Origin of the sequence: Listeria farberi (assembly GCF_014229295.1) — a bacterium.
Taxonomy (GTDB): Bacteria; Bacillota; Bacilli; order Lactobacillales; family Listeriaceae; genus Listeria; species Listeria farberi.
Map to the genome: position 1 here is coordinate 168,716 of NZ_JAARZL010000005.1, position 13,620 is coordinate 182,335.

16 protein-coding genes are annotated in these 13,620 nt (G+C 39.7%); 10 read left to right on the top strand and 6 right to left on the bottom strand.

Annotated elements, in window-relative coordinates; all coding sequences use genetic code 11:
- Positions 1-6 precede the first annotated feature (6 nt).
- From sufD to sufB, 4 genes are read left to right on the top strand one after another with little or no spacing between them, the layout of a single operon-like run.
- Positions 7-1,308: a Fe-S cluster assembly protein SufD gene (gene sufD / locus HCB38_RS12985; RefSeq protein ID WP_185638727.1), complete on the top strand. Its 1,302-nt coding sequence runs from the start codon at positions 7-9 to the stop codon at positions 1,306-1,308.
- Positions 1,309-2,535 (top strand): cysteine desulfurase, encoded by a 1,227-nt coding sequence (locus HCB38_RS12990; RefSeq protein ID WP_185638729.1) that lies wholly within the window; start codon positions 1,309-1,311, stop codon positions 2,533-2,535.
- Positions 2,532-2,975, top strand: a complete 444-nt coding sequence (gene sufU / locus HCB38_RS12995; RefSeq protein WP_003722439.1) for a Fe-S cluster assembly sulfur transfer protein SufU — start codon at positions 2,532-2,534, stop codon at positions 2,973-2,975. Before HCB38_RS12990 ends, sufU begins: the two co-directional genes overlap by 4 nt.
- Positions 2,976-2,997: 22 nt before the next feature.
- The gene (gene sufB / locus HCB38_RS13000; RefSeq protein ID WP_003722438.1) at positions 2,998-4,392 is read left to right on the top strand and encodes a Fe-S cluster assembly protein SufB; all 1,395 of its coding nucleotides are present in this window, start codon (positions 2,998-3,000) and stop codon (positions 4,390-4,392) included.
- 63 nt (positions 4,393-4,455) lie between these two features.
- Here the strand turns inward: sufB and HCB38_RS13005 are convergent, their stop codons facing one another.
- Positions 4,456-4,629 carry a peptide ABC transporter permease gene (locus tag HCB38_RS13005; RefSeq protein WP_185319829.1) on the bottom strand — a complete coding sequence of 58 codons (174 nt, stop codon included), beginning with the start codon at positions 4,627-4,629 and terminating at the stop codon, positions 4,456-4,458.
- Positions 4,630-4,763: 134 nt separating this feature from the next.
- On the opposite strand from HCB38_RS13005, the gene HCB38_RS13010 reads away from it, so the two are divergent.
- A complete protein-coding gene (locus HCB38_RS13010; RefSeq protein WP_185319828.1) occupies positions 4,764-5,606 on the top strand; it encodes a DUF72 domain-containing protein in 843 nt (280 codons plus the stop codon).
- 30 nt (positions 5,607-5,636) lie between these two features.
- Here the strand turns inward: HCB38_RS13010 and HCB38_RS13015 are convergent, their stop codons facing one another.
- Positions 5,637-6,002 carry a DUF1634 domain-containing protein gene (locus tag HCB38_RS13015; protein ID WP_003763796.1) on the bottom strand — a complete coding sequence of 122 codons (366 nt, stop codon included), beginning with the start codon at positions 6,000-6,002 and terminating at the stop codon, positions 5,637-5,639.
- Positions 6,003-6,842, bottom strand: a complete 840-nt coding sequence (locus HCB38_RS13020; RefSeq protein WP_003722428.1) for a sulfite exporter TauE/SafE family protein — start codon at positions 6,840-6,842, stop codon at positions 6,003-6,005.
- A 136-nt stretch (positions 6,843-6,978) separates the two neighbouring features.
- Between HCB38_RS13020 and HCB38_RS13025 the strand changes: the two genes are divergently transcribed.
- The 5 genes from HCB38_RS13025 to HCB38_RS13045 are packed head-to-tail and all read left to right on the top strand — an operon-like array spanning position 6,979 to position 11,265.
- Positions 6,979-8,367 carry a bifunctional metallophosphatase/5'-nucleotidase gene (locus HCB38_RS13025; RefSeq protein WP_185619439.1) on the top strand — a complete coding sequence of 463 codons (1,389 nt, stop codon included), beginning with the start codon at positions 6,979-6,981 and terminating at the stop codon, positions 8,365-8,367.
- A complete protein-coding gene (locus HCB38_RS13030; protein WP_185319826.1) occupies positions 8,364-8,639 on the top strand; it encodes a YutD family protein in 276 nt (91 codons plus the stop codon). The genes HCB38_RS13025 and HCB38_RS13030 overlap by 4 nt, the downstream gene beginning before the upstream one ends.
- A 19-nt stretch (positions 8,640-8,658) precedes the next feature.
- Positions 8,659-9,426 carry a TIGR01457 family HAD-type hydrolase gene (locus HCB38_RS13035; RefSeq protein WP_185608175.1) on the top strand — a complete coding sequence of 256 codons (768 nt, stop codon included), beginning with the start codon at positions 8,659-8,661 and terminating at the stop codon, positions 9,424-9,426.
- Positions 9,427-9,475: 49 nt separating this feature from the next.
- On the top strand, positions 9,476-9,919 hold the full coding sequence (locus HCB38_RS13040) for a GNAT family N-acetyltransferase (RefSeq protein ID WP_185608176.1): 444 nt from the start codon (positions 9,476-9,478) through the stop codon (positions 9,917-9,919).
- A 35-nt stretch (positions 9,920-9,954) separates the two neighbouring features.
- Positions 9,955-11,265, top strand: coding sequence for a hemolysin family protein (locus HCB38_RS13045; protein WP_185319823.1), 1,311 nt, complete (start codon positions 9,955-9,957; stop codon positions 11,263-11,265).
- Positions 11,266-11,288: 23 nt separating this feature from the next.
- Here the strand turns inward: HCB38_RS13045 and HCB38_RS13050 are convergent, their stop codons facing one another.
- From HCB38_RS13050 to HCB38_RS13060, 3 genes are all read right to left on the bottom strand, one after another.
- A complete protein-coding gene (locus HCB38_RS13050) occupies positions 11,289-11,789 on the bottom strand; it encodes a phosphatidylglycerophosphatase A family protein (RefSeq protein WP_003769113.1) in 501 nt (166 codons plus the stop codon).
- A 114-nt stretch (positions 11,790-11,903) separates the two neighbouring features.
- Positions 11,904-12,140, bottom strand: coding sequence for a NifU family protein (locus tag HCB38_RS13055; protein WP_185319822.1), 237 nt, complete (start codon positions 12,138-12,140; stop codon positions 11,904-11,906).
- Positions 12,141-12,313: 173 nt separating this feature from the next.
- Positions 12,314-13,620 (bottom strand): MucBP domain-containing protein (locus HCB38_RS13060; protein WP_185638732.1); only part of this gene is annotated, 1,307 nt, incomplete at its 5' end.

Below are 13,620 nucleotides of genomic sequence, written 5' to 3' on the forward strand. Positions count from 1 at the left end.
AAAATCATGGCAGAAAATATGACAATTAAAGTTGATTTTATCCACGCTTTTTCAAGTAATGCGAATGAACCGGATTGGTTTTTAGAAATCCGTCGCAATGCTTTTAAAGCCTACGGGGAACTTGACTTGCCTTTTGTGGATAAAACAAAAATTACTCGCTGGAATTTCACAAAGTTTGAGACGTTTATACCTTTTAAAGAAGGCGTGACGAATGAAACTTTACCTGAAAAAGTAGCGAATTTAGTTGATTTAGATAATAAAGAAGCCAATTTTTACGTTCAAATGGATGAAAGACCTGCGAGACTTCAGTTGCAACAAGAACTAGTTGATCAAGGTGTTATTTTTACAGATATTATTTCCGCTGTGAAAAACCATCCTGAACTTGTGAAGAAATATTTCATGAAAGATGCAGTTCAAGTGAATGAGCACAAATTGACTGCTTTTCATGCGGCACTAGTGAACGGTGGGATTTTCCTTTACGTTCCTAAAAATGTTGAAGTGAAAGCGCCAATTCAAGCTGTTTTTGTACAAGAAAAAGCAGAATCTCCACTTGTTAACCATGTGTTGCTTGTGGCGGATGATAATAGTGCAGTCACTTATGTGGAAAACTATGTAACAGTAGATAACGCACCTAAAGGGATTGTTAGTATTGTTGAAGAAGTAATCGCTGAGAAAAATGCGCGTATTACTTTTGGCGGTGTAGACAATCTTGCAAGTGATGTTACGACATATGTGAACCGTCGTGGACACATTGGAACAGATAGCCAAATTGAATGGGCGCTTGGCCTGATGAATGATGGCGATACAATTAATGAGAACGTAACAAACCTAATGGGTGATGGATCTTCTGCTGATGTAAAAACAGTGACAGTTGGTCGCGGTAAGCAAACGCAAAACGTAACAACTCGCGTGACACATTACGGAAAAGCTTCTAACGGTACGATTTTATCTCATGGTGTTATGAAAGAAAGAGCAACAACTATTTTTAACGGAATTGGCCACATTAAACATGGCGCTTCTAAGTCTGATGCACAACAAGAGTCACGTGTATTAATGCTTAGTCCTGAAGCACGCGGTGATGCAAACCCAATTTTATTAATTGATGAAAATGACGTAGTTGCAGGTCATGCGGCTTCTGTTGGACGCGTTGATCCACTACAATTATTCTATTTGATGAGCCGCGGGATTTCTCAAAAAGAAGCAGAAAGATTAGTTATTCATGGCTTCTTAGATCCTGTTGTTCGTCAGTTACCAATCGAAAGTGTAAAAACGATGCTTCGTGAAGTAATCGAAGGGAAAGTGCGCTAAATGATTGATATCCAAAAAATTCGGGCGGATTTTCCAATTTTAGCTCAAGAAATAAATGAAAAACCGCTAGCTTATTTAGATAATGCTGCCACTTCACAAAAGCCAAAACAAGTTATTGCGGCTTTAACTCATTACTATGAATTTGATAATGCGAACGTTCACCGCGGTGTGCATACTCTTGCGGCAAGAGCGACGGATGCATATGAATCAGCTCGTTCTAAAGTAGCCAAGTTCATTCATGCTCGCGAAGTAGCAGAAATTATTTTTACAAGAGGTACTACTTCAGCGATTAATTTAGTTGTAGATAGTTATGGTGAGGCAAATATTGAAGCTGGCGATGAGATAGTTATTTCTTATCTAGAGCACCATTCTAATTTGATTCCGTGGCAACAACTAGCTAAACGCAAAGGCGCGGTTTTGAAATATATTGAGTTAGAAGAAGATGGAACGATTTCTGTGGAACAAGCCAAAAAAACGATTGGTGAAAAAACGAAAATCGTTGCATTAGCGCATGTTTCTAATGTACTCGGGACTATCACGCCAATTAAAGAAATCGCAGCAATTGCTCATCAATTTGGAGCAGTCATTCTCGTTGACGGTGCGCAAGCTGTGCCTCATATGGAAGTCGACGTAGTAGATTTAGATGCTGACTTTTATGCTTTTTCAGGGCACAAAATGATGGCTCCTACTGGCATTGGCGCCTTGTACGGAAAACGTGAATTGCTTGATGCGATGGAACCTACCGAATTTGGCGGAGAAATGATTGATTTTGTGGAATTATACGATTCGACGTGGAAAGAACTGCCGTGGAAATTTGAAGCTGGAACACCGATTATTGGTGGAGCGATTGCGCTAGGTGCGGCGATTGATTACTTGGCGGAAGTCGGACTCGAAAATATTCACGCACATGAACAAGAATTAGTCGGCTACGCGATAGAAGAAATGGATAAAATCGAAGGCATTACCATTTACGGACCAAAAGATGCGAGTAAACGATGTGGTTTAGTGACTTTCAATTTAGATGGCGCACACCCACACGATATTGCGACTATTTTGGACGAAGATGGAATTGCAATTCGAGCTGGCCATCACTGTGCACAACCATTGATGAAGTGGCTGGATGTTTCTTCTACAGCTCGCGCAAGCTTTTATATTTATAATACAAAAGAAGAAATTGATGCGCTTATAGATGGCCTCAAGTTAACAAAGGAGTATTTTGGATTATGACAAGCCGGAAATTAGATCAGCTTTATAGACAAGTCATTATGGATCACTATAAAAATCCGCGCAATAATGGAGAGCTCCCAGATAGCGATGTAACAATCGACCTTAACAACCCAACATGCGGTGATCAAATTCATCTTCATTTAAAAATGGACGGTGATAAAATCGTTGCGGCAAAATTCACTGGTAGCGGCTGTTCGATTTCGATGGCCTCTGCTTCGATGATGACGCAAAGCATTATTGGGAAAACCGAGAAAGAAGCATTAAAAATGTCCCGTGAATTTTCAGAAATGGTGCAAGGTCACGACCATGAAACAATTGATGAATACGGCGACGTTGAAGCACTTGCTGGAGTTGCGAAATTCCCAGCGAGAATCAAATGCGCGACTCTTTCTTGGAAAGCAATGGAGAGAGCGATTTTTGAAAAAGAAGGAACAAAATAAGTAGCGAAAAGGAGGATACGACATGACTGAAATTCCAGAAATTGGCGAATACCAATATGGATTCCATGACAAAGATACCTCTGTGTTCCGTACAGAACGCGGATTAACAGAAAAAGTAGTAAGAGAAATTTCGAATATTAAAGAAGAACCAGAATGGATGCTTGAATTCCGTTTGAAGTCTTTGGAGCAATTTTATAAAATGCCAATGCCGACTTGGGGTGGCGACCTGTCAGAACTGAAGTTTGAAGACATCACTTACTACGTGAAACCGTCTGAACAAACCGTACGTTCTTGGGATGAAGTTCCTGAAGAAATTAAACGTACTTTTGATAAATTAGGTATTCCTGAAGCCGAACAAAAATATTTGGCTGGGGCATCTGCGCAGTACGAATCCGAAGTAGTTTATCACAATATGAAGCAAGACCTAGAAGATTTAGGGATTGTCTTCAAAGATACAGATTCCGCGTTAAAAGAAAACGAAGATATTTTCAAAGAATACTTCGCAAAAGTAATTCCACCAAGCGACAACAAATTCGCCGCACTAAACTCGGCTGTTTGGTCAGGTGGCTCATTCATCTACGTACCACCAGGTATCAAAGTAGATACGCCACTTCAAGCCTATTTCCGCATTAACTCGGAAAACATGGGGCAATTTGAACGGACGCTAATTATCGTCGACGAAAATGCCAGTGTAAACTACGTGGAAGGCTGTACTGCTCCCGTTTATACAACGAATTCCCTTCACTCAGCTGTCGTGGAAATTATTGTAAAACCAGGCGCTTACTGCCGTTATACAACCATCCAAAACTGGGCAAATAACGTTTATAACCTAGTAACAAAACGTACTTTCTGTGAAGAAAATGCGACTATGGAATGGATTGATGGTAACATTGGTTCGAAATTAACGATGAAATACCCAGCTGTACATTTACGTGGCGAAGGAGCGCGCGGAACGACACTTTCTATCGCGATTGCTGGTAAAGGCCAACGTCAAGACGCAGGAGCGAAAATGATGCACTATGCGCCTAATACGTCCTCTACGATTGTATCGAAGTCGATTTCGAAACAAGGCGGAAACGTAACGTACCGCGGAATTGTTCATTTTGGTCGTAATGCAGACGGCGCACGTTCCAATATCGAATGTGATACGCTCATTATGGATAACCTGTCCACATCGGACACAATCCCGTACAACGAAATCCTAAACAGCAACATCTCATTAGAACACGAAGCCAAAGTTTCCAAAGTATCTGAGGAACAACTTTTCTACCTAATGAGCCGTGGTTTAAGCGAAGAAGAAGCGACAGAAATGATCGTTATGGGCTTCATTGAACCATTTACGAAAGAATTGCCAATGGAATATGCCGTTGAGATGAACCGTTTGATTAAGTTTGAAATGGAAGGCTCGATTGGTTAATATAACAAAAAACCCCTTCAACTACAGTTCTGTAGTTGAAGGGGTTTTTATTTACATTTAATTTTAGCTATTTTTCTTTCGACTTAAAAAGCCAGCAATAAAATAAGATAGTATAAAAATAGAAAATCCGCCTATTAAAGATATATCTGATCCATCAAAAGGTTTCGTACTAGTAAAGATTGAACCGATTAATAGCGTTCCGAAAAAAACTGAAGTCACTATAATAAGTCTTTTCATCTGTTTTCTCCTTTTTTAATTAAAGTATAAAACATAAAATATTTAAGGTAAAGCAACAACCAAATTAAAAGATTCTCCCTCCTTTTTGCGTTATAATAAATATAAATCAAAAACGATAGAGAGGGTGGCGGTTGATGATTACAATCGGATTAACTGGATGGAGTGATCATGATTCTTTATTACAAACAAAAAAATTAACGTTGGCTGATTATGCGGCACATTTTCCTGTGGTAGAAGTTGATACGAGTTTTTATGCGATTCCTTCTCCGCGAACAACGGCAAACTGGGCGGCGCAAACTCCGGATGATTTTCGTTTTGTGATAAAGGCTTTTTCGGCGATGACAAAACATAAAGAATGGTCGCAGTATTTTGATAGCGAAAATGCGATGTACACGGCATATATGGATATGATTGCACCGATAAGTGAATCGGGAAAACTACAGGCGATTTTATATCAATTTCCACCATATTTTCATTGTACGAAAGAGAATGTGACTTATTTAAGATATATTGCCTCGAAAATGGGTGATTTGCCTGTAGCAATTGAATTTCGTAATAACTCATGGTATAGCGAACAAAATACAGAAAAGACGTTAGATTTACTACGCGAATTAGGATTTATTCATACGGTTGTCGATGAACCGCAAGTTGGGTCTGGAAGTGTACCAATTGTGCTTCGTGAGACAAATAGTGAGATGACGCTAGTTAGACTGCATGGTCGGAATCAGTATGGTTGGATGAAAGCGAGTAGTCCGGAATGGCGCGAGGTTCGCACGCTTTATCGTTATAATGAGGAAGAAATTAACGAATGGACTAAATATGTGGAGCATTTACAAAAACTTTCCAAAGAGGTAGTCGTGATTTTTAATAATAATAGCGGCGGGGATGCAGCTGATAATGCGAAACATTTACAAAAGGCGCTCCAAGTTGAGTTTCAAGGTTTGGCACCTATGCAAATGGATTTGTTTTCAGAATAAAAAGATGGCGCGTGAGTAGCGCCATCTTTTTTATGCCTTAATTCCAATTAAAAAGCTAATAACTAAAATAATAAGTACAATCCCAGTTACGCCAACATATAAGTAATCTTTTTCCTTCAAAAAAGTAAACAATGATACAACGACACGAAGGACGGGCGTTAAAATCAAGCAAAACAGACCGAACATCATAATTGCATATGGTTTAAGCGTTCCTAGCCCGCTGAAAATCGCTGTAAGTGAGGTCGGATAAGTTTCCCCAGGATAGCCACTTTCTCCGGTAATAAACAGCATAACAAGGCCAAAAACGATAATGATCGCACTAAGGACAACACCGATTCGTAGCAGCGCGCTGACAATTAGCTCCACGCGGTACATTTCTTCTTTTTTCTCTGCCATCTAAATCCACCCCAATCCTTCTAAAATCATTTGGAAGGCAACATATAAAATGACGGGAATAAAAATAATCCGAATAACTTTGCTTTTTAGACGTTGCATGATGCGCGTTCCAAGCGTTGCGCCGACAAGTACCCCAATCGCAACAGGAGCTGCAATAGCGGGCTGGATGTCGCCTTGGAAAAGATACACAGTTGCACTGGCCGCCGCAGTTACTCCCATCATTAAATTACTCGTCGCGCTACTTACTTTTAGTGGCATTTTCATAAAGACATCAAGTGCCATGACTTTAAAAGCACCACTACCGATTCCAAGTAAACCACTAGCAATACCTGCGCCGTACATCACACCGAAACCAGCAGGAACATTTGCCACTTGATAGTCAACTGTCTGCCGTAAAGATTTATCGTAATAGGAATCATGTAAGTTTAGTTTGGTTGCGAGTGGGTCTGGTTTCACATTGGTAGGAAATTCTGAACCGACCTTTTTAATCATGTTGAATGCAGAATATAGAAGTAAAAGTCCGAAGATGATGTAGAGGGCTGTAGCCGAGAGCAGTCCGCTGACGAAAGCCCCGGTGATTGCACCAATTGTTGTGGCAATTTCGAGAAACATCCCGACACGAAGATTGGTGATGCCGTCTTTGATATAAGCGATGGCAGAACCACTACTAGTTGCGATAACGGAAATAATACTCGCACCAATCGCATACTGAATATCAATCCCGAAAATAAGTGTCAAGGCTGGCGTTACGATAATTCCACCACCAAGCCCAAGCAAAGAGCCTACAACCCCTGCAAAAACAGAGATTAAAAGAATTTCGACTGTTTGCGTAATATCCAAAAAAATCACGTCCCTTTTAAAACAATATATCCTATCATAACATAAAATGAAAAGGGAACAATTCATCCAGTCCTAGTGCGTGTAAAAAAAGCGGTTTTAAGCTACAATAGTTATAGGTAAGGAGTGAGATGGATAGATGAAACATTTAACTTTATGGCATACAAATGACGTTCATAGTCACTTGGAACATTGGCCACGCATTTTTAATTTCTTAAAAGAGAAAAGAACAGCTGCAAAAAAAGAAAATAAGTCGGCGCTCTTTTTTGATATCGGTGACTTTTTGGACCGGGTCCATCCGCTTACTGAAGGAACGAACGGGCTTGCTAATACGGACTTACTTAACCAACTACCGTATGATGCGGTAACTTTTGGCAATAATGAAGGAACGACTTTGGCCCATGAAGATTTGGATAAATTATATGAGCATGCGACCTTCCCAGTAGTTTGTTGTAATTTTTACGCAGATAAAGAACGAACAAAGCAGCCGGACTGGGTGAAATCGATTGTTTATAAAGAAATAGCTCAAGTGAAAATTGCTATTATCGGTGCAACGGCGCCTTTTCGGGAATACTATGAAGAAATGGGCTGGGGCATTGAAGAACCTATTAGCTCGATTCAAAAACAAGTTGCTGGTTTGGAGGAAGGAACTGATTTAGTTATTTTACTCAGCCATCTAGGTTTACCGAGTGATGAACGCATTGCGCTCGAGATTCCAGAAATAGATGTAATTTTGGGCGGACACACACACCATTTACTTGAAACTGGCAAAGTAGAAGGAAGTACGTTACTTGCAGCTGCGGGGAGATGGGGCGAGTATATCGGAAAAGTGGATATTGAGCTAGACGAAAATAATCAGATAAGCTCTAAAACCGCCAAGACTTTTAAAACAGAAGATTTGCCAGCCGTTCCAAATGAAGCTAGTGAAATTCAAGGTTTCTTCGATAAAGGGCGCGCAGAACTCTCTGAAAAAGTAGTTGCGATTCCCGGGAAGTTAGCGCATAATTGGTTTGATGACTCGGAAATTGCGCACATTTTGAATGCGGCGGTTTGTGAATGGACCGGTTCGGAAACGTTTATGATGAACGCGGGCATTTTTATGACTGATTTTGAAGCTGGGATTGTGACGGATTTTGATATTCACCAAATGTTACCTCATCCACTAAATGCGATTGCTTTAACAATGTCTGGTGAGGAGCTCGAGATACTTATTGACGGAATCTACCGAAAGAAAGCGGAACTACAAGATATTCCGCTTCGAGGTTTTGGTTTCCGAGGCGAGTATTTTGGTACCGTTTTGATGGACAGAGCTGGTTTTGACTCAGAAAATCAAGTGGCACTTTTTGATAATAAACCAATCGAACACGCACGGGAATACCGGATTGCGACACATGATACATTTGTCTTCGCGCCATTTTTCCCGATAGTAAAACAAATTAAACGAAAAGAAGTATATACACCGGAATTACTCCGAGATATTTTAAAATGGAAACTCAAAAAAATGTACGGACAGGAGGAAGACAAGTGACGATTACGATTCAAGATTTAAACTACGAGATTATCACCAATTATCGCGATGCTTTTGACGAGGAGAAGTTAAATGAACGGTTTAGCGATATACTTGGACGATATGATTATATAGTTGGTGACTGGGGTTACGATCAACTCCGTCTCAAAGGCTTTTTTGATGATGATAACCGTAAAGCCGCATATGACAACAAGATTAGCACATTAAAAGAATATATTTATGAATACTGCAATTTTGGGTGTGCATATTTTGTTATTAAAAAAGTAAAATAGTAAATGAGGTATTTTGGAATTGAAGAATTATAAAGCGTATTTAATTGATTTAGATGGCACGATGTATCGCGGGGCAGAAGTTATTCCCGAAGCAATCATTTTTATTGAAAATTTAAAACGTGCGGGACTTCCGTATTTATTTGTAACTAATAATTCTACAAAGACACCAGATCAGGTAGCCGAACATTTAACTGGTATGGGCATTCAAGCGGAATCGGGTGATGTTTTTACAACTTCGCAAGCAACTGTGCAATTTATGTTGGAACAAAAACGTGAGAAATCGGTTTATGTTATCGGTGAACGTGGAATAAAACAAGAACTAACTGATAACGGATTTGAAATTACTTCTAGTAACCCAGCTTTTGTTGTTGTTGGCCTTGACCGAGAGGTAGATTACGAAAAATTTGCTAAAGCAGCTCTTGCGGTTCGAGGTGGTGCAATGTTTATCTCTACTAATGGAGACGCAGCAATCCCAACTGAACGCGGTTTACTTCCTGGAAATGGTTCGATTACATCGGTTGTTTCTGTCGCGACAGAAACGGTGCCTGTTTTTATCGGGAAGCCAGAATCTATTATTATGGAGCAAGCACTCACAAAGCTTGGTGTTCATAAAGATGAAGCAATTATGGTTGGTGATAACTACGAAACAGATATTATGGCAGGAATCAATTATGGTATGGATACTTTAATCGTTCATACTGGTTTTACCTCAAAAGAAGCTCTTACTACCAAAGTGATTCAGCCCACATATGCTGTAACGAAGCTGACTGATTGGAAATTTAACTAGAAGAGCGGAGTTTTCTGCTCTTTTTTTAATAATTAGGAGGTTGAAAAAAATGGTTTCAATACAAAAGTTAACGCAAGATAATTTTCGTGAGACGACTAAATTACAAGTTCATCCACACCAGAAAACATTTGTCGCAGAGAATTGGTACTCGATTATCGAAGCGAGTTTTGAAGAAACATATCATTCTATTGTCATTTATGCTGATAATGTGCCAGTTGGATATGCAATGTACGGAATGGATACAGCTGATGGTGAATTTTGGCTAGTACGTTTTATGACTGGAAAAGAGCACCAAGGTAAAGGTTACGGCGGGGATGCTTTAATGCAAATTATCGAAATGGTGAAAAATTTGCCAGAAAAACCAGCAAGACTCCGTTTATCTTATGAACCAGATAACCATGTGGCAGAGAAATTTTATGCGAAATATGGGTTTGAGAAAACGGGCGAAATTATCGATGGTGAGGCAGTTGCTGACTTGTGGTTTAAACGGTGAAAAAGGGTATAGAATGGGGATAAGGAGGACTGGGAATGGACGTATTTAATGATTTTTTTGTTGTATTTTTAATTGCAGCGACAGCTTTTTTTGTAGCGAGTGAATTTGCCATTGTTGCCATTCGAAAGCCTACTGTCCTACAACTAATTGCCTCAGATAATCCACGAGCGAAATACGTTAAAAAAGTAACAACTAATATGAATGATTATTTGGCTGCTTGTCAGCTGGGGAACACACTCGCTGCTCTTGCGATGGGGTGGGTCGGGGAAGCAACGATGCGCGGTTGGTTAGAACCACTTTTTTTAATGTTGCCACTACCAGAATCACTAGAAAAACCGATTTCGATTTTTGTATCGTTCATTTTAATTACTTTTTTAAATGTTGTTCTTGGGGAACTTGCTCCGAAAACATTCACCATTCAAAGCACTGAAAAAGTAGCGTTATTTATTGCGCGTCCGCTTGTTTATTGGTATCGATTAACGTTTCCCCTCAACTGGCTTTTAAATAACTCAGCGAATTTAATTACGCGGATATTTGGTGTAAAGCGTACAAATGATGCAGACCAAATGACACCGACTGAACTGAAAATTATTTTTGAAGATAGTTACCGACAAGGTCTTTTAAATCCACAGGAATTTCGATATATGAAAAATATTTTCAAACTTGGGGACGTGCCAGCAAAAGAAGTTATGATTCCGCGGATGTCGATGATTGCGATTGATCAAACAGCGACAGTACGCGATTTGCTTAAACTAACTTCCGAGCATACATATCATATTTTTCCAGTAACCGAAGATGAAGACAAAGACCATATCATTGGCATGCTACGCGTCAGTGCAGTCATGGCCGGGCTTGGAAAAGATGAAGCCATTGTAGAACAATCAATCAAACCCTTTATAGCTCCAGTTTTAGAAGTGTTTGAAGGAATGGTTTTAGAAGAATTACTCGTAAAAATGCAACAAGAAAGCGAACCATTTGTCGTTTTAACAGACGAATATGGCGGGACTTCAGGCATTGTGACTCTTGAGGATGTTATGGAAGTCATTGTAGGTGATATGGAAGAAGCAAAAGGACCAAAAGGAATTCGTAAGGTGGCACTAAATCATTTCATTATAGAGGGATCGGAGCCGCTTTTAGAAGTAGAGGAAGCAATTGGTGTTCCGATTGAAAGTCCAGGTGTCCATACGCTATCAGGCTGGATGCTATTTGAACGCTTTGACTTAGAAACAGGGGATGAGATTGAACATGAAGGTTACCGGTTTATTGTTCGGTCGATGAATAAAAACTCAATAAGACAAGTGGAAGTAAAGCGCGGCAAAGAAAAACCAGTAAAAACGGAGGAGTGACCTCTAATTTTACTGGTTTTTGTTTAATTAACAATATCATCATGGTAACTATGGGCTAGACGACTTGCTGCAGCTGCTGCTATGGCCCCCACAATATCATCTAGAAACGTGTGAACAGCAATACCATCATGTTCGTTCAGCTTAGCCAGAATACCAGGTTTTACTTTATCAATATAGCCATAATTTGTAAAACCAATTGAACCATATACGTTAACAATAGAAAGTGCTAATATCTCATCTACGCCATAAAGCCCTTCATCAGCGCTAATAATGTTTTGTAGTGGTTGAACGAGTTCCCCTTTTTCGGCCATGACATCAAGCTGGATACCCGTTAAAACAGCATTTTGAACTTCTCGTTTACGAAGCACATGCTCTACATTTTGACGACATATCTCTAATTCTAATCCAGGATGATATTTTTGTTGTAAAAATAATACTAATTCAGCGATGTCATCTATTTCTACGCCACGTTCAATGAGCCAACTCCGAGCTTTAGCTTCTAGGGCGCTTTGTTTTTCTACCATTTTTCTTACCTCCTTTTCACTATATGTATATTGTATGATAGACGTTTACAGGATTTCTAAACATACTTATACAAAAATAGCGACCGCTTATTTTGGTCGCTAAAATAGTAGTGCTTAAAATACTTGGATGACTTCTTTAAATCCAATAATTTTCTCTGCTAAAGTCAATTCGATTCCCATTTTTAAAGTCATATCAGAACTTGGACAGGTTTCGCATGCACCAAGTAATTTGATTTTTACAATGCCATCTGGAGTTACTTCTACAAGCTCGTAGTCTCCGCCATCACGAACTAAAAATGGTCGGAACTTTTTTAAAGCTTTATCAACTTCGGCATAACTAATTTCTTCCATAGGATATAGTTCTCCTTTCGCGAGGCGCTATCATACTCTCTATTATAACAGGATACGGAAAAAATTAAAGAAATTAAATTGGATTTTTCTGAGGAGAAAAGTAGTGAACTTTGAAGTAATTATCAAATAAAAACTCTCTTATCTAATTGATAAGAGAGTTTTAAATAATTGTTTTAGCTATTTTTCTTAGATATTGAGTAAATTCCTAAAAGAACGAAGCACGTACCAATTAATCCAAACAATATATTATCTTGTTGATTATCACCGGTTTGCGGTAATTTTATTTGTTTTTTGATGGTAGTTGGTTGGCTTGCTGTTGGTTTGTTTTCTTTAATCTTAATAGGCGTTTTGTTTTTATCTGGTTTTGGATCTTCTTTTTTAGGATCATTTTCTTGTTTGACATATACAAAAGTGACTGTTTGTGTCTCACTTGTAAATACACCTTTGGCATTGGTAGGTGTAGTCGATAACTTCCAACCACTCAGTTTTTTAGCTGTTGCCTCATAAGAGGTACCTAGCTTACCATTAAGCATATCAGAAGTAGCTAATTCATTACCGTCGCCGTCCACATATTTAACGGTAACAGGAGCGCCGTCAGCTTTTTCGTAAACATAAGTGATGGTTTGGTTCGTGCTCGTGAATACGCCTGAAGCATTGGCCGGAGTAGTTTTAACTGTCCAACCAGAAAGACTTTTAGCTGTAGACTGGTAAGGAGCATCGATTTTTCCGTTAAGTGTGTCAGAAGTAGCTAATTCGTTACCGTCGCCGTCCACATATTTAACGGTAACAGGAGCGCCGTCAGCTTTTTCGTAAACATAAGTGACGGTTTGGTTCGTGCTCGTGAATACGCCTGAAGCATTGGCCGGAGTAGTTTTAACTGTCCAACCAGAAAGACTTTTAGCTGTAGATTGGTAAGGAGCGTCGATTTTTCCGTTAAGCGTGTCAGAAGTAGCTAATTCGTTGCCGTCACCGTCCACATATTTAACGGTAACAGGAGCGCCATCAGCTTTTTCATAAACATAAGTGACGGTTTGGTTCGTGCTCGTGAATACACCTGAAGCATTGGCCGGAGTAGTTTTAACTGTCCAACCTGCGATGCTTTTAGCTGTAGATTGGTAAGGAGCATCGATTTTTCCGTTAAGTGTATCAGAAGTAGCTAATTCATTGCCGTCGCCGTCCACATATTTAACAGTAACAGGAGCGCCGTCAGCTTTTTCGTAAACATAAGTGACGGTTTGGTTCGTGCTCGTGAATACGCCTGAAGCATTGGCCGGAGTAGTTTTAACTGTCCAACCTGCGATGCTTTTAGCTGTAGACTGGTAAGGAGCATCGATTTTTCCGTTAAGTGTATCGGAAGTAGCTAATTCATTGCCGTCGCCGTCCACATATTTAACAGTAACAGGAGCGCCGTCAGCTTTTTCGTAAACATAAGTGACGGTTTGGTTCGTGCTCGTGAATACGCCTGAAGCATTGGCCGGAG

What these genes read in the sequence shown, in the direction of transcription:
- sufU (WP_003722439.1), top strand. Translation starts at nt 2,532, where the DNA reads ATGACAAGCCGGAAATTAGATCAGCTTTATAGACAAGTCATTATGGAT.
- HCB38_RS13025 (WP_185619439.1), top strand. Translation starts at nt 6,979, where the DNA reads ATGAAACATTTAACTTTATGGCATACAAATGACGTTCATAGTCACTTG.
- HCB38_RS13040 (WP_185608176.1), top strand. Translation starts at nt 9,476, where the DNA reads ATGGTTTCAATACAAAAGTTAACGCAAGATAATTTTCGTGAGACGACT.
- HCB38_RS13015 (WP_003763796.1), bottom strand. Translation starts at nt 6,002, where the DNA reads ATGGCAGAGAAAAAAGAAGAAATGTACCGCGTGGAGCTAATTGTCAGC.
- HCB38_RS12990 (WP_185638729.1), top strand. Translation starts at nt 1,309, where the DNA reads ATGATTGATATCCAAAAAATTCGGGCGGATTTTCCAATTTTAGCTCAA.
- sufD (WP_185638727.1), top strand. Translation starts at nt 7, where the DNA reads ATGGCAGAAAATATGACAATTAAAGTTGATTTTATCCACGCTTTTTCA.
- HCB38_RS13050 (WP_003769113.1), bottom strand. Translation starts at nt 11,789, where the DNA reads ATGGTAGAAAAACAAAGCGCCCTAGAAGCTAAAGCTCGGAGTTGGCTC.
- HCB38_RS13045 (WP_185319823.1), top strand. Translation starts at nt 9,955, where the DNA reads ATGGACGTATTTAATGATTTTTTTGTTGTATTTTTAATTGCAGCGACA.
- HCB38_RS13005 (WP_185319829.1), bottom strand. Translation starts at nt 4,629, where the DNA reads ATGAAAAGACTTATTATAGTGACTTCAGTTTTTTTCGGAACGCTATTA.
- sufB (WP_003722438.1), top strand. Translation starts at nt 2,998, where the DNA reads ATGACTGAAATTCCAGAAATTGGCGAATACCAATATGGATTCCATGAC.
- HCB38_RS13010 (WP_185319828.1), top strand. Translation starts at nt 4,764, where the DNA reads ATGATTACAATCGGATTAACTGGATGGAGTGATCATGATTCTTTATTA.
- HCB38_RS13055 (WP_185319822.1), bottom strand. Translation starts at nt 12,140, where the DNA reads ATGGAAGAAATTAGTTATGCCGAAGTTGATAAAGCTTTAAAAAAGTTC.